The 19,803-nt window shown below is 69.1% G+C and carries 18 protein-coding genes; 3 read left to right on the top strand and 15 right to left on the bottom strand.

Going from position 1 to position 19,803, the window contains the following annotated elements:
* Nucleotides 1–172: 172 nt before the first annotated feature.
* From ACH49X_RS23735 to rplN, 4 genes are read right to left on the bottom strand one after another with little or no spacing between them, the layout of a single operon-like run.
* Nucleotides 173–358 carry a type Z 30S ribosomal protein S14 gene (locus tag ACH49X_RS23735; protein WP_067807946.1) on the bottom strand — a complete coding sequence of 62 codons (186 nt, stop codon included), beginning with the start codon at nt 356–358 and terminating at the stop codon, nt 173–175.
* A gap of 4 nt (nt 359–362) precedes the next feature.
* The gene (rplE, locus tag ACH49X_RS23740) at nt 363–926 is read right to left on the bottom strand and encodes a 50S ribosomal protein L5 (RefSeq protein ID WP_067807951.1); all 564 of its coding nucleotides are present in this window, start codon (nt 924–926) and stop codon (nt 363–365) included.
* Between the two features lies 1 nt (nt 927).
* Complete coding sequence (rplX, locus tag ACH49X_RS23745; RefSeq protein ID WP_039795507.1) at nt 928–1,245, bottom strand: 50S ribosomal protein L24; 318 nt, start codon at nt 1,243–1,245, stop codon at nt 928–930.
* Between the two features lies 1 nt (nt 1,246).
* A complete protein-coding gene (gene rplN, locus ACH49X_RS23750) occupies nt 1,247–1,615 on the bottom strand; it encodes a 50S ribosomal protein L14 (protein WP_067807954.1) in 369 nt (122 codons plus the stop codon).
* 337 nt (nt 1,616–1,952) lie between these two features.
* Here rplN and ACH49X_RS23755 point away from each other — a divergent pair, with 337 nt between their 5' ends.
* Entirely contained in the window at nt 1,953–4,001 is a 2,049-nt protein-coding gene (locus ACH49X_RS23755) for a M13 family metallopeptidase (RefSeq protein ID WP_323124520.1), read from the top strand.
* Nucleotides 4,002–4,049: 48 nt separating this feature from the next.
* Here the strand turns inward: ACH49X_RS23755 and ACH49X_RS23760 are convergent, their stop codons facing one another.
* Nucleotides 4,050–4,727 carry a TetR/AcrR family transcriptional regulator gene (locus ACH49X_RS23760; RefSeq protein ID WP_323124521.1) on the bottom strand — a complete coding sequence of 226 codons (678 nt, stop codon included), beginning with the start codon at nt 4,725–4,727 and terminating at the stop codon, nt 4,050–4,052.
* Nucleotides 4,728–4,778: 51 nt separating this feature from the next.
* On the opposite strand from ACH49X_RS23760, the gene ACH49X_RS23765 reads away from it, so the two are divergent.
* Together ACH49X_RS23765 and ACH49X_RS23770 are read left to right on the top strand one after the other, a co-directional pair.
* Complete coding sequence (locus tag ACH49X_RS23765; protein ID WP_357207689.1) at nt 4,779–6,227, top strand: MFS transporter; 1,449 nt, start codon at nt 4,779–4,781, stop codon at nt 6,225–6,227.
* A gap of 101 nt (nt 6,228–6,328) precedes the next feature.
* Nucleotides 6,329–6,718: a cupin gene (locus ACH49X_RS23770; RefSeq protein ID WP_357106681.1), complete on the top strand. Its 390-nt coding sequence runs from the start codon at nt 6,329–6,331 to the stop codon at nt 6,716–6,718.
* Nucleotides 6,719–6,790: 72 nt separating this feature from the next.
* Here the strand turns inward: ACH49X_RS23770 and ACH49X_RS23775 are convergent, their stop codons facing one another.
* The 10 genes from ACH49X_RS23775 to ACH49X_RS23820 form a co-directional block, all read right to left on the bottom strand.
* Nucleotides 6,791–7,906, bottom strand: a complete 1,116-nt coding sequence (locus ACH49X_RS23775) for an MAB_1171c family putative transporter (protein ID WP_357207692.1) — start codon at nt 7,904–7,906, stop codon at nt 6,791–6,793.
* Nucleotides 7,907–7,966: 60 nt separating this feature from the next.
* Nucleotides 7,967–9,697 (bottom strand): MFS transporter, encoded by a 1,731-nt coding sequence (locus ACH49X_RS23780; protein WP_357207749.1) that lies wholly within the window; start codon nt 9,695–9,697, stop codon nt 7,967–7,969.
* A 98-nt stretch (nt 9,698–9,795) separates the two neighbouring features.
* The gene (locus ACH49X_RS23785) at nt 9,796–10,845 is read right to left on the bottom strand and encodes a DUF6545 domain-containing protein (RefSeq protein ID WP_357207695.1); all 1,050 of its coding nucleotides are present in this window, start codon (nt 10,843–10,845) and stop codon (nt 9,796–9,798) included.
* Between the two features lie 16 nt (nt 10,846–10,861).
* A complete protein-coding gene (locus ACH49X_RS23790) occupies nt 10,862–11,971 on the bottom strand; it encodes an MAB_1171c family putative transporter (RefSeq protein WP_357106687.1) in 1,110 nt (369 codons plus the stop codon).
* A gap of 42 nt (nt 11,972–12,013) precedes the next feature.
* A complete protein-coding gene (locus ACH49X_RS23795; protein ID WP_357207698.1) occupies nt 12,014–12,781 on the bottom strand; it encodes an ABC transporter permease in 768 nt (255 codons plus the stop codon).
* Nucleotides 12,778–13,557: an ABC transporter permease gene (locus ACH49X_RS23800; protein WP_357106691.1), complete on the bottom strand. Its 780-nt coding sequence runs from the start codon at nt 13,555–13,557 to the stop codon at nt 12,778–12,780. The genes ACH49X_RS23795 and ACH49X_RS23800 overlap by 4 nt, the downstream gene beginning before the upstream one ends.
* Nucleotides 13,554–14,525: an ATP-binding cassette domain-containing protein gene (locus ACH49X_RS23805; RefSeq protein ID WP_195080364.1), complete on the bottom strand. Its 972-nt coding sequence runs from the start codon at nt 14,523–14,525 to the stop codon at nt 13,554–13,556. Before ACH49X_RS23805 ends, ACH49X_RS23800 begins: the two co-directional genes overlap by 4 nt.
* A gap of 124 nt (nt 14,526–14,649) precedes the next feature.
* Nucleotides 14,650–17,736 carry a nocobactin polyketide synthase NbtC gene (gene nbtC / locus ACH49X_RS23810; RefSeq protein WP_357207701.1) on the bottom strand — a complete coding sequence of 1,029 codons (3,087 nt, stop codon included), beginning with the start codon at nt 17,734–17,736 and terminating at the stop codon, nt 14,650–14,652.
* On the bottom strand, nt 17,729–19,048 hold the full coding sequence (locus ACH49X_RS23815; RefSeq protein WP_357207703.1) for a polyketide synthase: 1,320 nt from the start codon (nt 19,046–19,048) through the stop codon (nt 17,729–17,731). The genes nbtC and ACH49X_RS23815 overlap by 8 nt, the downstream gene beginning before the upstream one ends.
* Nucleotides 19,048–19,800, bottom strand: coding sequence for an alpha/beta fold hydrolase (locus ACH49X_RS23820; RefSeq protein ID WP_357106701.1), 753 nt, complete (start codon nt 19,798–19,800; stop codon nt 19,048–19,050). Before ACH49X_RS23820 ends, ACH49X_RS23815 begins: the two co-directional genes overlap by 1 nt.
* Between the last annotated feature and the right edge of the window lie 3 nt (nt 19,801–19,803).

Raw genomic sequence — 19,803 nt, forward strand, 5'->3', positions numbered from 1 at the left:
GCAGGATTCCACCTTCGGTCGAACACTCGACGGCGGCGTCAGCGGCGGGAAACCGCGTCCGATCAGTGTTGCCGCGGTGTAAGCGCCTCCATGAAAGGCGAGGGCACGGACTCAGTATGAGTCCGTGCCCTCGGCGTCTTGCTATTCAAGTGCGCTCACGAGGAGCGCGAGCTCACCAGGAGCTCTTGTGCACGCCGGGCAGCTCGCCGCGGTGCGCCATTTCGCGCAGGCACACGCGGCAGAGGCCGAACTTGCGGTAGACCGCGTGGGGGCGGGCGCAGCGCTGGCAGCGGGTGTAGGCGCGGACAGCGAACTTCGGCTTGGCGTTGGCCTTGTTGACCAGTGCTTTCTTAGCCATGTGCTCAGTTCTCCTTGAACGGGAAGCCGAGGTGCTTGAGCAGGGCACGGCCTTCTTCGTTGTTGGTCGCGGTGGTCACCACGGTGATGTCCATACCACGCGGGCGGTCGATCTTGTCGACGTCGATCTCGTGGAACATCGACTGCTCGCTCAGGCCGAACGTGTAGTTGCCGTTGCCGTCGAACTGCTTCGGCGACAGGCCGCGGAAGTCGCGGATACGGGGCAGCGCGATGGAGACCAGGCGGTCCAGGAACTCCCACATCCGGTCGCCGCGCAGGGTGACCTTGGCGCCGATCGGCATGCCCTCACGCAGCTTGAACTGCGCGATGGACTTGGTCGCCTTGCGGATCTGCGGCTTCTGACCGGTGATCAGGGCCAGGTCCTCGACGGCGCCGTTGATCAGCTTCGCGTCGCGGGCGGCGTCGCCGACACCCATGTTGACGACGACCTTCACCACGCCGGGGATCTGCATCACATTGGCGTAGCCGAATTCCTTGTTCAGCGCGTCCTTGATCTCTTCGCGGTAGCGCTGCTTCAGCCGGGGCTGCACTTTTTCGGTCGTGGTCATGTCAGATGTCCTTCCCGTTCTTACGGGAGATCCGGACCCGCTTGCCGCTCTCCTCGTCGGTCCGGTAGCCGACGCGGGCCGGCTTGCCGTCGGAGTCGACGACCATCACGTTGGAGACGTGGATGGGGGCTTCCTGGGTCACGATGCCGCCCGAGGAGGCGCCGCGCTGGTTGGCGGAGTTCGCGACGTGCTTCTTGATCCGGTTCACGCCCTCGACGAGAACCCGGTTCTCCTTCGGGTAGGCCTGGATGACCTTGCCCTTGGCACCCTTGTCCTTGCCCGAGATGACGAGCACGGTGTCGCCCTTGTGCACCTTCATGTCAGAGCACCTCCGGGGCCAGCGAGACGATCTTCATGAACTTCTTGTCGCGCAGCTCGCGCCCGACCGGGCCGAAGATGCGGGTGCCGCGCGGGTCGTTGTCCGCCTTGATGAGCACGGCCGCGTTCTCGTCGAAACGGATGTAGGAACCGTCCGGACGGCGGCGCTCCTTGGTGGTGCGCACGACGACGGCCTTGACGACGTCACCCCGCTTCACGTTGCCGCCGGGGATGGCGTCCTTGACGGTAGCGACGATGATGTCGCCGATACCGGCATAGCGACGCGACGAACCGCCGAGAACGCGGATGCAAAGGATCTCCTTCGCGCCCGTGTTGTCGGCGACGCGCAGTCGCGACTCCTGCTGAATCACTTCAGCGTCCTCCTTGACCTGGACGTATGTGCACGCCGGATTGCCGACCCGACGGGCATGGTCGGTTGCCCTCCGGACGCGCGCCTGCCAGCGGTTTTCTCGGTTCGAGCCAGAAACGCGGAACCAACCTCTGGGGGTTCACTGCCGGATTGCGGGCACAGCTCCCGCAGGCAACCGGTCTAGTGTAGGGGAATCCGCAGGTCGTTCCCAAATCGGGGCCACGCGGCGCTACCCGTTTCCCCAATCCCGGCCGGTCCGGCGCGGCGCCGGTAGCCTCGTGTCCTGCAAGGCTGCCTTCGTACATCAGCGGCACCGCCGCGTCGGGGAGAGGATTCTCGTGACATCTACCGGTCGGCCAGCGAAGCTGGATCGTCGTGCCTTCCTGATCGCCCTCGGAGCCGTCCCGGCCGCCGCAGCGCTGGTCGCGTGCTCGGACGACGCCGAACCCGCGAGCCGCACGCTCACCGGCGTGGATCTCAGCGGAGCGGACGAGGCGATCCGGCCCCAGGACGACCTGTACCGGCACGTCAACGGGAAGTGGCTGCGGGAGTACCAACTGCCGCCGGACAAGGTCAGCTACGGCTCGGGCAGCGAGGCGGGCGAACGCACCGAGCAGCAGTTGCGGGAGATCATCGACGGCATCAAAGACCCGAAGCCCGGCTCGGAAGAACAGCAGATCAGGGATCTCTACGACGCCAGGGTGGACTGGGACGAGATCGAACGGCTCGGCATGACGCCGCTGGCGCCGCTGCTGGCCAAGATCGACGGCGCGGCCACCAAGCCGGAGTTGGCCAAGGTGATGGCCGAGCTGCCGATCAGCGGGCTGATCGGCATCAGCATCGCCGTCGACCGGAAGAATTCCAACGCCTACCTCCCGTGGGTCGGCCAATCCGGCCTCGGACTCGGCGAGCAGTACTACCGGAAGCCGGAGTACGCGGAGGTGCTCACGCAGTACCGGGTGTTCCTCGAACGCATCGCGGCCGCCGCGGGCTTCCCCGATCCGGCGGGTATGGCTCAGCGGGTATTCGACCTGGAGAGACGGATCGCCCCCGGGCACTGGGACAACGTCCGCACCCGCGACGTCGACGCGACCTACAACGTCTACAGCTGGGCGGACATGACCGCCCTCGCCCCCGGGTTCGACTGGGATCCGTGGCTGGCCGGTAACACCGATCGTCCCCGTGAGCTGTTCGCGACCATGGTGGTGGGCCAACCGTCCTACCTCACGACGGCGGGACAGTTGTGGTCGGAAGTCGATATCGCCACGTGGCGTGACTACCTGAAGCTCAGTGTGCTGCGGGAGTTCGCGCCCTACTTGCCCCGGGCCGTCAACGACGCGAATTTCGAGTTCAAGGGCAAGATCCTCAACGGGCAGGACGAGCGCCCGGAACGCTGGAAGTACGGCGTGAGCATCGTCGACGACAAGCTGGGCGAGCAGCTCGGGAAATTGTATGTCGCCAAGCACTTTCCGCCGGAGGCCAAGGAACGGGCCAAGGAAATGCTCGACGACGTGATCGCGGCCTACCGCGAGAACTTCACCAATTCGACCTGGATGTCCCCCGCCACCAGGGCCGCGTCGCTGGCGAAGCTGGACAAGATCGATCCGAAGATCGGCTATCCGGACAAGTGGGTCGACTACTCGAAGCTGAAGATCACCAAGGGCAAGCTCATCGAATCACTGCTCGCCATCAACGAATTCGAGACCAAGCGCGCATTCGCCAAACTCGGCAAGCCGGTCGACAAGACCGAATGGGGCATGTCGCCGCAGACGGTGAACGCTTACTACTTGGCGACCTCCAATCAGATCGTCTTCCCCGCCGCCTACCTCCAGCCGCCGTTCTTCGACAAGGACGCCCTGCCCGCCGTCAACTACGGCGCGGTCGGGTCCACCATCGGGCACGAGATCGGCCACGGCTTCGACGACCAGGGCTCCAAGTACGACGGTGACGGCAATCGCCGCGACTGGTGGACGCCGGAGGACCGCGCCGCGTTCGACGCCAAGGCGAAGCAGCTGGTCGACCAGTACAACGCGCTCGTCCCGGAGGGCCTGGAGCCGAACCAGCACGTCAACGGCGAACTCACCGTCGGCGAGAACCTCGCCGATCTGCGCGGACTCCAGATCACCCTGGCCGCCTTCCGCATCGCCGAGAAGCGCAGGGGCATCGACAATCCCGACTACCGCACCATGTTCCTGTCCTGGGCCCGCAGCTGGCGCGAGAAGCAGACCAAGGAACTCACCGTCCGCTACCTCGGCATCGATACCCACTCCCCCAACGAATTCCGCTGCAATCAGGTCGTGCGCAACCTCGACGAGTTCTACAAGACCTTCGATGTGAAGGAAGGCGACAAGTTGTACATGCCGCCCGATCAGCGAGTGACCTTCTGAGCCTTCCGATCGCGCATTCGAGCCCGTCCTTCGTGGCGGGCTCGATCGCTATGCGGACCGGAGCAGGCCGTCGATGAGCGCGGCGAGGCCGAGGTCGTAGGTGTCGCGGGCGGCGAGGGAGAGGTAGTCGGAGCCGAGTGCGGCGAGGCGAGGGTAGGTCTCGGCGTCGAGGTCGGCGAAAACCTGTGCGCGGAAGGTGGGACGGTCCTCCGCGGCCCGGCGGGCGGATCGGGCGCGCACGATGAGGTCGCCCGCCGTGTAGTGCCAGATGACGCGGTACGCCTGGGCGGCGCGGTCCAGCGGCAGGCCGCCCGCGACGAATCCGTCGACGATGGATTCGCTGACCCACAGCGCCGAGACGCCCAGAAGATCGTCCGCGGCGAGGATGTCCACGATCCACGGCCGCGCGGCGAGAGCGTCGCGCATGGCGCGCGCCGCGACGCGCACGCGGTCGCGGGGTTCCTCCGGCAGGTCCGGCCAGACCACCTGGTCGGCGTACTCGTTGAGCAGTAGCCGCAGTAGGTCTTCTTTGTCCCGGACGTGGTGGTAGAGCGCCATCGGCGTGCAGCCGAGTTCGGCGGCGAGGCGGCGCATGGTCAGTTTCGCCACGCCCTCGGCCTCGATCACCGAGTTGGCCGCCGCGAGGATCTCCGTGCGGGAGATACGCGCGGGGCGACCGGTGCGCTGTGGTTGCGACGAACTCGGCATGGGTCCATCTTCACTCATCCGCCGCATCGGATGTGGACACGGGGCGGCTCGCACGGTTACTTTCTATACATGTATAAAAACTCTCATGGGCGGCCGGCCTTCGCCTTGACGGCGGTGGCCGTCGCGCAGTTCATGGTCGCGCTGGACCTGGCGGTGGTGAATGTCGCGCTGCCTGCCATCCGCGCGGATCTGGGCTTCGCTCCGGTCGATCTGGCCTGGGTGGTGCACGTCTACGCGCTGACCTTCGGCGGGTTCCTGCTGTTGGGCGGAAAGGCGTGCGATCTGTTCGGGCGGCGCAGGTTGTTCACCACCGGGCTTGTCGTGTTCGGCATCGCCTCCCTGGCGGGCGGGTTCGCGCAGGAGCCCTGGCAACTCGTCGCCGCGCGGGCAGTCCAGGGTCTGGCCGCGGCGGCCGTGGCTCCCGCCGCGCTGGCCACATTGACCACGACGTTTCCGGAAGGTCCCGCCCGGGTGCGAGCGCTCGGCGTATGGAGCGCGGTGAACGCGGCGGGCGGCGCGATCGGCGTGCTGGTGGGCGGATTGCTGACCGAGTACGCCAACTGGCGCTGGGTGATGCTGATCAACGTTCCGATCGTGGTGATCGCGTCGGTCGCGGCGGTGGCCGGTGTGGCGGCCGATCGAGTGAGCGGCCGAGCGCGGATCGACGTGCCCGGCGCTGTCCTCGCCACCGGCGGAATCGGTTTGCTGGTCGTGGGCGTGGTGCGGACCGAACACTACGGCTGGCTCTCCGCCGCCACGGCCGTGACCCTCGGGTCCGGGGTGGTGCTGCTCGCGGCTTTTCTCGCGGTGGAGGCACGGACATCGACGCCTTTGGTGCGGCTCGGGCTGTTCGGCAACCGCTGGGTGGCGGGCGCGAATCTCTTCGTATTCTTCGCCGCGGCCGGGCAGTTCAGCGCGTTCTATTTCCTGTCGCTGTACCAGCAGCAGGTGCTGGCCATGAGCGCGGGCGCGGCGGGTGCGGCTTTCGTGCCCTTCTCCCTCAGCGTCATCGTCGGCACTGTGGTGGCCACCCGCGTGGGCGGGCGGCGCTCCCCGAAAGCGGCGCTCGTTCTCGGCGGGGCGCTGACCACGGCCGGGATCGGCTGGTTCGCCTTCATCAGCGTCGACGGCAGCTTCGTCGCCGATGTCCTCGGCCCTTCGCTGCTCGGCGGCTTCGGTCTCGGGCTGTGCCTGGCTCCGGTGGCCGCCGCGGCGACCATGGGCGTCGCGCCGCAGGAAGCGGGAATGGCTTCCGGCGTGTTCAACAGCGCGCGGCAGCTCGGCGGGTGTGTCGGGGTAGCCGCGCTCGCCACGGTCGCGGCGGCGCGCACCGGCGACAGCACCGCGCCCGCGGCGCTGAACAGCGGTTACGCGCTCGCGTTGTGCTGTGCGGCGGGACTTTTCGCCGTGGCGAGCGTCGTTGCCGCGACTGTGCTGCCGAGGACGAGCCGGGTGAGTCCCACGGCCGGAGCGGACCTGATGCGGCCGGAAGCCGAAATGTCCGCAGCGCGCCCATGAAGAGCGAAATACCGCCTGCGAGCCGGAACGGCTCGGATCGCCACCGAGCCGCACTCGATCAACCCGAAAGTTTCACCCATCGCAACGAGAGGAAACCCATCATGAACGAGGCCCCGATCGACTTGTTCGGCCGCGCCATCCATTTCGGCCACGACGGCCGCGTAGCGGCCGGTGAACGGCGGATGAGCAGCGGCGACGGCGACTGGCAACTCGCGACGTTCCATGTCGAATCCGACGCCGACGTGCATGCCGATCATTGGGAAGTCCACCCGAGCGGCGATGAGGCGGTGTGCTGCTTGACCGGCGCGCTGCGCCTCTACCTGCGACCCGAGCGGCCCGGCGACGAGGAATCGATGGTGCGCCTCACCGCGGGCACCGCTTTCGTCGTCCCCCGCAACCGCTGGCACCGCATCGAACTGGACGAACCATCCGCCATCATGTCCATCGGCCTGCGCCACGAGACCCGTCAGGAGCCCGTCACCGCGCGGTGATCGCGCCGCCACGGTGCCCGCGTGCGCGTCGCGCGCGGGCGCCGGGATGGTCACCGACAGTGTTCGATCGTGCTACCGGGGATACCGCATTGGTTGCGTATCCGCACAGCGGTCGGCGATCGCCACAGCCTTGGGCCATTCGCGAGCCAATCGGATCAAGAACGCTAAATCCTTCGCGCGATCGCGTTTCTCCTCCTGCCCGACAGCACGTGCGGGGAACCCGGGCATCGGCGCGCTGCCGTCGCGTTTCGCTCGAACAGCCGACGCCACGCGCAGCGCGTAAGCGCGCACCTGGTCTTCCGTCGCGCCGGGCGAGCCGAGCCCGTCGGGGGCGTACTGCTTCAAATGCAGGAGCGCGTCCCAGATCTCGACCGTCATCCGGTAGAGCTGTGAGGCGGGCTCGCGCGGTGCGGAGGGATCGCAGAGCAGGACCACTTCCGGCACCGCGGCGGTCAATTCGCGCCACAGCGGGCGCAACCGGCGACAGCGACGGCCGGTCCGGTCCCACGCCGCGCGCGCCAGCAGCACGGTGCACAGCGGGATCGCGGTCAGCAGCGTCACCACCGACAACATGAGGAAGGACGAGACGGCCGCGACGGTCCCCGGTTCGCTCGGCGGCGTGCCCGCGAGCGAACGGCAGAGCATGAAAGACCACGAGACCGACCAATGGATCGAGAACATCAGCAACAGCGCGTAGGTGATCTTCTCTCGCGCGGCGGAGCCCGCGACGCGCAGTTCCCGAACACAGGCCCGGCCGAACAGCAACCCCGCGAACGATGCGGGGACCGCCGACAAGGTCCAGACGATCTCGGTGTAATCGATCCGCAGCAGCCGGTACGCGACAGGTGCGCCGCAGACCAGGCAAACGGCGGCCGTGACCGCGGTCGCATCGTATCGGCGCTGACGCGCCGGTGCGGCGGCGGAATCGGCGTCGTCGAGCAGCCGGGCCAACCCGTAGAAGCTCGCGAGCGCGATCAGATCCAGCCCCAGATACAGGCACCGGGCGAAGTACGGATGCCCAAGCGCGGGCACGACCGCGTACACCGACACAGCGGCCACGGTCCAGCTCCAGGTCCGGTTGATCAGCCGGTCGGAGCTGGTCTCGTTCACGAACAACCACCGCCCGATGGTCATGAGCGCGACGAAGACGATGACCGTGATCACCAACCAGGCCGGTACGACGTACATCGTGGTGACTGTAAATCCTCCGGAGCCCGCCCGGCCACCGCGAGCCAGGGCATCGGCGGATCAGCGGACCGGCACCGTGACCGGCCGCTGCGCCCGCTTGTCCGCCTCGGCCAGCTCGGCCGCCTCGTCGTAGACGTACTTGTCGCCGAGGAACCACGACGCGGCCGCGGCCAGGAACATCATCACGGCCGCCGACACGAACACCACGACCAATCCGGCATGGAACGGCCCGGTGAGCAGGTGCGGGAAGAACTCTTGTCCGGTGAGGGTCTGCGCGTCGACTCCCGGCTTGCTCAGTTCACCCGACGGCCCGAGCAGCTCCTGGATCGGGTTGTACCCGAGGAACGCCGCGAACATGCTGGCCACCGGCGGCATTCCGGCCAGTTCCGCCGCGGCTGCGGCGGAAACGCCCTGCGCGCGCAGACCGGAGTCCAGCGCCGATGGCAGGCTCGCCGCCAAGCCGACGACCATGAGGGAGAAGAAGATGCCCATCGACAGGGCGTTGCCGCCGTTGAAGAGGGTGCCGCGCATGCCGGAGGCGGCGCCGCGCTGGGCGGCAGGGACGCTGGACATGATGGCGGCGGTGTTCGGGGAGAAGAACAAGCCGCTGCCGATGCCGTTGAGCAGGGTGATCAGCGCGAACAGCCAGTAGTCGAAGTCGACGGGGATGACCAGCAGCAGCAGGAAGGTCGCGCCGGCCAGCAACGCGCCGCTGGTGGTGAAGGGCCGCGGGCCGTAGCGGTCGGACAGCCAGCCGGAAACCGGTCCGGCGGCGAGGAAGCCGATGGTCAAGGGCAGCAGGTAGATACCGGCCCACAGCGGGGTGGATTCGAAGTCGTAGCCGTGCAGGGGAAGCCAGATGCCCTGCAACCAGATGATCAGCATGAACTGCATGCCGCCGCGTCCGATGGAGACCATCAGATTGGCGAAGTTGCCGAGTCCGAAGGCGCGATCGCGGAACAGCCCGAGATGGAACATGGGATCGGGAACCCGCGTCTCCACCAGGCAGAACACCGCGAGCAGCGCGATCCCGCCGAGCACGGCGGACAGCACCCACGGGCTGGTCCAGCCGGTGGCGTGCCCGCCGTAGGGCTGGATGCCGTAGGTGATGCCAGTGAGCAGCGCGGTGAGCCCGAGACCGAAGGTGACGGTGCCCGCCCAGTCCACCTTGCCCGCGGAGCGGACGCCGACCTCGTGCAGCGAGCGATAGGACCAGACCGCGCCGAGGATGCCGATCGGAACGCTCACCCAGAACACCGCTCGCCAGTCCCATTCCGACAGCACGCCTCCGATGAGCAGGCCGAAGAACGAACCGGCCACCGCGGCGACCATGTTGATGCCGAGCGCGGTGCCGCGCTGGCGCGCCGGGAACGCGTCGGTGAGAATCGCCGAGGAGTTGGCCGTCAGCATCGCGCCGCCGATCCCTTGGATCACTCGCCAGACGATGATCCACATCGCGCCCGCGCCCCCGTGCCACGGATCGAAGGACAGGGCGACCGCCGACAGCGCGAACACCGTGAACCCGAGGTTGTAGACCCGCACCCGGCCGAAGATGTCACCGAGCCTGCCGAACATCACCACGAGCACGGCGGTGGCCAGCAGGTAGCCCATCAACATCCACAGCAGGTATCCGACGTTGCCCGCTTCGAGCGGATTGAGCCCGACGCCGCGGAAGATCGCGGGCAGCGAGATGAGCACGATCGAGGAATTGACCGCCGTGAGCAGCACGCCGAGCGTGGTGTTGGTCAGAACGATCCACTTGTACCCCGGATGGTCCCGGTCGTAGCGCATTCTGCGCCGGATGGTTCGGACGTCGCCCGGGTCGACTTCGGCGGATGGATTCGTCACGGCAGCCCCTCACCACATAGTTACCACCGCAAACTATATAGTTAGCCGATGTAACCATCAAACGCCGGGCGGCGTGGCCATCGACGCGCGAGGTCGAGCAGGAAACGCAACCGACCGGCGTGGTCGTCGCCGCGAGTGGACGGGCCGATCGGGCCGCAGCGCTCGAGCCACGCCGCATAGGCGGCACGGACCGCGTGGCGGTCGTCGGCTGGGGAGCGGCCCGGGGCCGGTGTGTAATTCCGCAGCACCACCAGCGCATCCTCGATCTCGACGCTCATCCGGTACAACCGCGACGCGGACCCGGAATCGTGCGGGGGCAGCACCACTTCCGGAACCGCCGTGGTGAGATCTCGCCACAGTGGTCGCAGCCGCCTGCAAGCGCGGGCGTCGCGATCCAGGCCCGCCCGCAGCGCCAACGCCTCCAGCAGCGGGATCGATACCAGGGCGGCGAGCACACCGAACGCCACGATCGACGCCGCAGCCCATGCCGGTCCAGGGTCGCCCGGCACAGCGCCTGCCGCGACCTGGGTGATACCGCCGACCGTCGACACCGCGCAGTAGAGGCCGAGCAGCAGCAACGCCGAGTAGGTCAGGCGCTCCCGGAGGGACGACGCGACCAGTCGCAGTTCCCGGATGCAGGCGCGCGCGAGCAGCAGGCCGACGAAGCCGATGAACACACCGGCCGCCGACCACAACAGCCCCTCCCAGTCCAGCACCGAGCCGAGGCCGGCGCCGAGCGCGTCGGCCACGGTGCAGCCGGCGGTGATCAGCGCGTACACCCCCGCGGCAGCGTTGTACCGCCGTTGCCGCGCGCCCGCGCCGGCCGGACTCGCGCCGTCCAGCAGTTTCGCCAGACCGTAGGCGTGGGACAAGGAAGCGGCTCCGATGCCCAGCAGCACCTGCTGCCCCAGTTGCTCGTTACCCGCGGCCGCGGCGATCGAGTATCCGGCCAGCGAGGCCAGATTCCAGCTCAGCGCGCGATTGATCAACCGATCGGCCGGAGCGTCGTTCACCAGCCACCACCGTCCCGCGGTGACCAGTACCGCGAAGACGGAGACCACGACCGACACGGTCGGCGGCGTGGAATTCATCGCCGAACCCCGTCCACTACCAGGATTCGCGCAGCCGGGCACGGCGCACGGGGAGCCGGTCCACGCCGTCCAGGGCCGGCGCACCGCTCGCGGCACGGACCGAGGGCCATTTGCGAGCCAGGTCGAGCAGCACGCTCAATTCCGAGCCGCGATCGACCGGTCCCGGCAGGCGCACGTCTGCCGCGCCCGACGGCCCGCCACCCGCCATCTTGACCTGGTGGGCGTGCGCCATCAGCACGGCGAGGTCGCGCTCGCCCGCGACGTCCGGCGGCACGTACGCCTTCAGATGCAGCACCGCGTCCCAGAGTTCGACCGACATGCGATACAGCCGTGAAGCCGAGTCACGGTCCGAAGGGCCGTGTTGCAGCACGACTTCCGGCACCGCTGCGGTCAAATCCCGCCACAACGGACGCAACCGGCGGCACCGCCTGCTCGCCCGGTCCCACGCGCAGCGCGCCATGATCACGTCGACCAGCCGCACGGTCACCAGTCCGGTGGTGACCACGAAGCTGGCGAGCACCACCAGTACCCACCGCGCACCGGGTTCGGTCGGTGGCGTGCCCGTGGCGGTCCGGACCATGCCGACGACCGAGCCCGCGAACCAGTACACGGCGAGTGCGAACAGCGTGCCGTACAGCATCCGTTCCCACACCGACAGATCCGCGCGCAACATCTCGACAACGCAGGTGCGGGCGATCAAGATTCCGCCCATCGCCGTCGCGCCCGAACCGGCGGTCCATACGACGCTGGGCCAGTGCAGCCAGTCGAGATGATCGTGCACCGGCAGTTCCGCCAGCAGCGATACCGCGGCGATCGCCGCGACCGTGTCGTATCGCCGCTGGTCGCCTCGGGCCCGCTCGGGCTCGCGGCCGGCAAGCACCATCGCGAAGCCGATGGCGCTCGCGCCCGCCAGCAGACCGCAACCCATGAACAACCGCTCCCCCAGCACAGGCGCGCCCAACCCGGCGCCGATGCCGCCGGCCAGGAACCCGGACAGTTCCCACGTCCAGATGCGGTTGATCAACCGGTCGATCATGGTGTGGCGCACCAACACCCAGCGACCGACCGTGACCACCGCGGCGAACACACCGATCGACAGCAGCAGCGGCGCGGGTACGGAATTCATCGCGACAGACAGTAATTCGCCGCGGCGCCGCGGCCAAGCCGATCAGTGCCGGGCGGCATCGCGGTAGCCGCGGACGGCGAGCAGTCCGAAGACCGCCGTCAACCCCACCGACCACGCGATGACCTGCACCAGCGGGGTGAGCAGCGGCCCGCCGAGGATGAACCCGCGCATCGCCTCGATCGCGCAGCTCATCGGCTGGCCGCGCACGATCGGCCGCAACCACTCGGGATAGTTCTCCACCGGGACGAAGCCGGAGTTGAAGAACATCGCCAAGAGCACGACGGCGGCGAAGATCTGGACCACCTTGTCGCCGATGCGGCTCACGCCGACCACGATCACCATCGGGGTGAAACCCGCGATGACGAGCGCGGGCACCAGCAGCGCGCCGAGCACCCCGGCGAGACCGTTGTGGAACCGCAGCCCGAGCAGCACGCCGACGATCAGCACGATCGCGGTGGCAGCGAGCGCGCGCAGGCATTCGGCGAGCAGCCGGCCGATCAGTCCGACCGAGCGGTGCACCGGCAGCACCCAGAACCGGCGCAGCAGACCGCTTTCCCGCTCCCCGTAGAGCGAAAGGCCCGTGCCCATCGCGCCGTACATCGCCCCGGCCACCGCGATCATCGGCACGAAACCGTAGATCGGCTCGGCGCCGCCACCGGCCGGGGTGAGCGCCTTGCCGAGCACCAGCTTGTACATGAGCAGCAGCAGGATCGGCAGCACGAGCGTGGTGGTCACCACCTCCTGCTGCCTGCTCCAGCGCCGCAGCAGCCGCCCGGTCTCCACCAGGCTCTGGTCGAGCAGTGCGATCATCGCCGCTTCCTCTCCACCCGGATCGACACCACGATCGCCGCGACGAGCAGACCGGCGACCCAGACCGCGGCGATGGCCGAGGCAGCCCCGAAGCGTCCTTCCGACATCTCCCGCAGCGCGCCCGCCACCTGGGACACCGGCTGGTTGCGCACGAACGGCTGGATCCAGCCGGGAAAACTCTCGGCGGGAACGAAACCCGTGGACATCATCAGCAGCAGCAGTTGCGGTGCGAACAGCACGGTCGCGCCGAGTTCCGGATTGGCGGTCTTGGTGCCGAGCGCGTCCGCGCCGAGCACCAGAGCCGCGCCGAAGGCCAGGGTCAAGCCCAGGAAGGCGATGGCGCCGGGCACCCCGTGGAAACGGAAACCGAACAGCGCGCCGATGACCAGCGCGCCCGCCAGGGCCGCGCTCGCGCGCACGACGTTCGCCGAGATCCGGGCCGCCGGCGGCACCCAGGCTCGCACGGGCAGCGAGCGCAACCTGGCGCCCATGCCGCCGGCCACTTCCCTGGCGGCGCGGTCACCGGCGAACATGGCGGTGAAGAACATCGCCTGCAACGCGATGAGCGGCAGCAGGAATTGCGCGTAGTCCAGTCCGGACGCTTCCATGGAGCGGCGCAGCGGAACGTACACGCAGACGAAGAACGTCACCGGCGCGGTGAAGGCCAGGATCAGGTCGCCCTCCCGCACCGCGGCGCGAATACCGCGCTCGCTCAGCGCGCTCCACTGCGACAGTGGCGGAACACGCAGTACCGCCGCGGGGTTCGACGTCGTCACGCCACGACCTCGGTGGGCTTGGTCAGTTCGATGAAGACCTCGTCCAGCGACGGCCTGCGCAGTGCGATGTCGATCAGCTCGATCTCGGCTTCGTTGAGCCTGCGCAGCGCCTCGCCGAGCGTGACGGCGCCGTCCGGCGCGGGCAGCGAGACCCGATCGGCCGATTCGGCGACGGTGAGTTCACCGAGTCCGGTGAGCGCCGCCACCACGGCGGGCACCCGGCCCGCGTCGGCGGGAACCACCTCGCAGAAGCTGGTTCCGGTGCGCGCCTTGAGTTCGTCGGCGGTGCCCTCGGCGATCACCGTGCCCTTGTCGACGACGATGATGTTGTCGCTGAGCACGTCGGCTTCTTCGAGGTATTGCGTGGTCAGCAGGATCGTGACGCCCTGGTCCTTGAGCGAGCGCACCAGCGCCCACAGACTCTGTCTGCTCACCGGGTCCAGACCGGTGGTCGGCTCGTCGAGGAACACCACCTGCGGTGGGCGCACCAGGCCGCAGGCGATGTCGATGCGCCGGCGCATACCGCCCGAGTACTGTCCGACGCGGCGGTCGGCGGCGTGCTCCAACTCGAACTGGGCGAGCAGTTCCTCGGCCCGCGTCCGCGCCTGTTTGCGGCGCAACCCCATCAGCCTGCCGAACAGCACCAGATTCTCGCGGCCGGTGAGCATTTCGTCGAGCGCGGCGTACTGGCCGGTGAGCATGATCGAGGCGCGCACCTGCTCGGCCTCGCGAACCACGTCGAAGCCGGCGACCGTCGCCCGGCCCGCGTCCGGCTTCACCAGCGTCGACAGTACCGACACGGTGGTGGTCTTGCCCGCGCCGTTGGGGCCGAGCACCCCGAGCACGCTGCCCGCGGGCGCGCTGAAGCTGATCCCGCGCAGCGCCTTCACCTCGCCGAACGATTTCTCCACGGCTTCCACGACGATCGCCGGATCGGTGCGCGTTGTCGCGCCCCTGCTCGCCTCCACACCAGCCTCCGTTTTCCGATTGCCCCGCAGTTACTTTGGTAAAGCTAACCTAAATCGACTGGCGGCGCGAGCCCTTGGTCCATGGCCGGTGCGGTCGCCCCACACCGGCCCCGCAGGGTCGCCACTAGCCGAGCAGGGTGATCACTTCGTCCAGCGACGCCCCGCCGAGGATCGCGGTGACCGGGAGTTCGCGCCGCAGTTCCGCTTCGATGCGCTTGCGCAGATCCAGCGCCTGCAGCGAGTCGAGGCCGAGCGCCACCAGCGGCATCGATCCGTCGATCGACTCCGAGGTGTCCATGCCCATCACCGCGCGCAGGGCGAACCGGACCCGTTCCGCGGTGTCGGCGCCGTCGGGTTCGGGCACGTCCTCCGGCTCTGGCTCTGGCGCCGTCTCGACCTGCGGTGCGACGGTCCCCGTCTCGGGAACCCGCGCCAGCTCCGGCAGCGGCTCGACCTCGAGGCCCGCGAACAGCGGACCGAAGCCGAAGATCGTGAAGATGTCCGCGATCCGCTCCCAATCCGCCGCCGCGACGATGACGTTCTCCGCCGCCGTGGTGATGCCCGCGGCGGTCGCGGCCGCCGGGTTCATCGGCGCCAGGCCGGTGCCGCTGATCTTCGCCAGCGCCTCGGCCTGATCCGCTCCGACCTCGCGCCACAAGCCCCACTGCACCGACGAGCACGCGACGCCGCGACCGCGATACCGCGCCGCGGCGGCATCGAGCATGCGGTTGACCGCCGAATACAGCAGGTGACCTCGCCCGCCGATGGTCGCCGACAGCGACGAGCACAGCACGATCCGGCCCGCCTCGCCGCGCGGCAGATGCCGCACCAGATGGTCGAGGGCCACGATCTTCGGCGCGGCGGCCGCGCGCACGGCCTCCGGGCCGGGCTCGGCCGCGGCGACGTAATCGACCGCGGCGTGCACGATCAGGTCGATGGGCGTGTCGCGATAGTCCGCGGCCAGCGCGGCCACGGCCGCCTCGTCGCGCACATCGCAGGCCCGCACGACGATCTCGGCGGGCCCCAGTTCGCCGATGCGCGCGATCCGGGCGCGCACCTCCGGCGATCCGCCCGACCGGCCGAGCAGGGTGATTCGTTTCGCGCCCGCGCGCACGAACTGCTCGCAGAAGTCCAGTCCGAGTTTGCCGGTGCCGCCGGTGATCAGCACCTCGGCGAGCCGGTCGTCGTGCAGCGGCTCGGGTGCTGAGTCGTCGGCGATCAGGCGTTTGGCGTAGACGCCGTCCTCGCGCAGCGCGAGTTCCGGCTCGGCCGCGGTGTGGATCGCGCCGATCGCCTGCCGGGCCATGGCCGCGGCCGGTTGGTCCGCGGGCAGATCGAGGTGGCGCAAGCGCACGCCGAGATGCTCGGCGGCCAGGCAACGGAATCCCGCCTGGGCGGCGGCGCCGAACAGGTCGGGGGTGTCGGCGGCGAGCACCTGTTCCCCGCCGACGGTCACCAGCCAGGCATCGCCCACCCCGGTCAGGTCGGGCAGCCAAGCGCTTCCGCCGACGAACTCGGCCAGCGCCGTGACGGCGGACTCGATCTCGCCGTCGCTCGGCGCGGGCGCGAGCACGAGGACGGTGTCGAAAGCCACGCTGCCGCCGTCGTGATCGACGACCGGCACGCCGTGCCGGGCCGCGGCGGTCCGCAGGGCACCGGCCAGCTCCGCGCAGCGTCCGGTGCCGTCGACGATGGCCACCGTGCGTGGCGGCACCAGGGTGCGCGCGGGCAGCCGCACCCACGTCTCCCGCACCCGGGCCGGGGGCGCGGTCGGCGCTTCCGGCGTGGTCGTCGGTCGCGCGACGCTCTCGGTCCGCTCGTACGGCGCCCAGAGGTGTTTCTCGTTCATCCGGGTGTTCGGGAAGTCGAGCAGCGGAAGTTCTTCGCGCGCATCGGATTTCACGCGCAAGGCCGACCAGTCGTATCCGGCGTCGTTGACCGCGACGGTCGCGAGGTTGCGGGTGAAGTCCTCCAAGCCCTCTGCGGTGCGGCGCGAGGTGCCGATCACCTGGAAATCACGCTGGACGGTCGCGGTGCCCAGGTTCTCCATCAGGGCCAGTACCAGCGCCGGATGCTCGGAGATCTCGATGAACGTATCGACGCCGCTGTCCACACCGGCGGCGATGGCCAGATCGAATCGCACGCGGTTGCGCAGGTTCCAGTACCAGTAGTCACCGACCGGCAGGTCCGGGGTGATCGCGGCGCCCAGCGTGCCGCCGATGCATTCGATGTCGGTCGCGGCGAACTGCGCGCGATCCAGCTTGTCCACCAGCGTGCTGTCGCAGAACTCGTCGCGGAACTCGCTGACCACCGAGGTGTGCGCCGGATAGGCGACGCGGATCTCCTTGGCGAACTTGCCCTGGGCGGTCAGTTCGGCGACCATCTCGCCGACCGTCGAGCGATCCCCGCCGATCACCAGCACGTGCGCCGAATTGATCACCGACAGTTCGGCGAATCCGGAGTTGCGGGCCAACAGCGCCTCGCATTCCTCCCGATCGATGCCGAGCACGGCCATCGAGAACACCCGGCCCTTGGTGCGTTCCTGCTCGCCCAGGGTGTCGACGAGCCCGCCGCGCAGCGTGACCACGCGCACCGCGTCGGCCAGCGGCATCACCCCGGAGACCACGGCCGCCGCCAGCTCGCCCTGGCTGTGGCCGATGGTCACGGCGGGGCGAACGCCGGCCGCCTGCCACATCGCGGCGAGCCCGAGCATCTGCATCAGCAGCGCGGGCTGCACGGTGCGCAGCACGTCGTCGGAGAGGGAGTCGTCGAGCAGGTACTCCAGGGGGGACAGCTGGAACAGCTCTTGGAACACCAGATCGCATTCCTCGACCGCCGCGCGGAATTCCGGCGACTTCTCGTAGTAGAGCTTGCCCATGCCCGCCCGCTGGCTACCTTGACCGGGGAACACGAATCCGATCCTGCGCGCGCTCGCCGCGGCGCTGTTGCCGAGCACGGCGGGGTGCGGCTGCCCCGCCGCCACCGCGCGCAGCGCGTCGGTCAGTTCCGCGCGGTCGCGCACCATGGCCAGCGCCCGATGCCGTCGCGCCGATCTGGTCCGCAGCAGCATGTCCGACACCTGATCCGGCGTGACGCCGGGCCACCGTTGCAAGTAGGCGAGGATCGCGGCGGCCTCGGCGCGCAGCGACTCGACGCCGTCGGAGGACAGCAGGACGGGAATGCTGCCGTCCGGAAGCCGGTGACTAGACATGGATCTCCTCCTCCAGCGCGGGCATGGCGATGACGGCGTGCGCGTTGGTGCCCGCGACACCGAACGAGGAGACCGCCCCGTAGCGGACGCCGTCGCGCGGAGCCCAGTCCGACAGCCGGTCGGCCAGGCGTAGGGAGGCGGCGTCCCAATCCACCTCCGTGGTCGGTTCCTCGGCGAACCTGGTCGGCGCTATCCTGCCGTGCAGGCCGCTGAGCAGCACCTTGATCAAGCCGAGCATGCCCGAGGCGGCTTGTGCGTGACCGAGATTCGACTTCACCGAACCGAGCAGCGGCCCCGCGTCCGCACCCGCGCCGTACACGTTCTGCAAGGCGACCAGCTCGATGGGATCGCCCACCGCGGTGCCGGTGCCGTGGCCCTCGATCATCCCGACGTACTCGGCCGGGATGCCCGCCGCCGCGACCGTCTTGCGGATCAGCCGCTCCTGCGCGGCACTGCTGGGCACCGCGATCGGCGCGCCCTTGCCGTTGTGGTTCACCCGGGTGGCCAGCACCCGGCCGTAGATCCGGTGCCCGAGTTCGCGCGCTCGCGACTCGCGTTCCAGCACGACCACACCCGCGCCCTCGCCCCACAGCGTTCCTTGCGCGTGCGCGGAGTAGGGCCTGCACTGACCGTCCGGCGCGAGCGCGTTCGCCCTGGCGAACTCGAAGAAGCCCGCCGCCGAGCCCATCACGCAGACGCCGCCCGCCAGCGCCCATTCGCACTCGTCGGCGCGGATCGCGTTGGCCGCCAAGTGCAGCGCCGACAGCGACGAGGCGCACGCGGTGTCCACGCTGATCGAAGGGCCGACCAAACCGAGCACATGCGAGATCCGGCCCGCCGTCGCACCGAGCGCGGCCCCGGTGGCCCGATAACCGGTGTATTCGTTCGGTTCGTCGCCTCGTGGACCGTACTCGGTGTACGAAACGCCCATGAAGCAACCGGCTTCCGCACCGGCGAGCGCGTCGGGGTTGACGCCGGTGTTCTCCAGCGCCCGCCAGGCCACCCGCAGCGCGACCCGGTGCTGCGGGTCCATCGCCACCGCCTCACGCGGGCTGAGCCCGAAGAACGCCGGATCGAACTGCGCCGCGCCGGTGAGGAATCCGCCCGCGTCCGCGACCCGGCCCCATCCGTCGGTGTCGGCCATGCCCATCAGTCGTTCCACGGGCCAGCCACGGTCACGCGGGAACGGCCCGATCAGATCGCGCGACTCGGCCAGCGCCGTCCAGTAGTCGCCCAGCGTGTCGACGCCGCCAGGCGCTTCCACGGCCATCCCGACGATGACGATCGGATCTTCGTGGTTGTTCGCCGTCATCATGCCGCCGCTCGCTCGCCGGAGAGCACGTCCGTGATCGCCGGTACGTGATCGTGCAGATAGAAGTGCCCGCCGTCGAACATCGTCACGGTCAGGTCCTGTTCGGTGTGCGCGTCCCAGGCGAACAGATCGCCGATTCCGACGAACTCGTCCGCGCTGCCGCCCATGGCGTGGATGCGGGCGCGCACCGTCACGTCCTCGGGGCAGGTGTAGGCGTCGAACGCGGCGTAGTCGGCCTTCAGCGCGGGCAGCGCCATGCGCATCAGATCCCGGTTGGCCAACGCGTCCGCGCCGGTGCCGCCGAGCGCGCCGACGTGGTCGAGCAGCGCCTCGTCCTCGGTGGGATGCGGCGGCATGTCGGCGACCTGCCACGGGGCCACCGCGCCGGAGACGCCGAGCAGCCGTACCGGAACGCCCGCCGATTCGGCGAGCCGGGTGAATTCGAAGGCCACCATGGTGCCCATGCTGTGACCGAAGACCGTGACCGGGACATCCCGCGGCAGCGGCGAGCGGAGGTATTCGTCGAAGGCCTCCGCGGCGATCTCCTGAATCGTCTCCTTGACCGGCTCGCCCGCCCGGTCCTGCCGTCCCGGGTACTGGAAGACCACGACGTCGAAATGCTCGCTGAGCGCCTTGGAGAACGGCCGATAGGTCGATGCGCCGCCACCCGCGTGCGGGCAGATCACCAGCGGCGGGTTGCCCGCGGCGCGGGGTTTGTGGAATTTCCGGATCCATCCGGGTGAACTGGCCATCAT

Source organism: Nocardia sp. NPDC019323 (assembly GCF_044389845.1).
Classification (GTDB): domain Bacteria; phylum Actinomycetota; class Actinomycetes; order Mycobacteriales; family Mycobacteriaceae; genus Nocardia; species Nocardia implantans.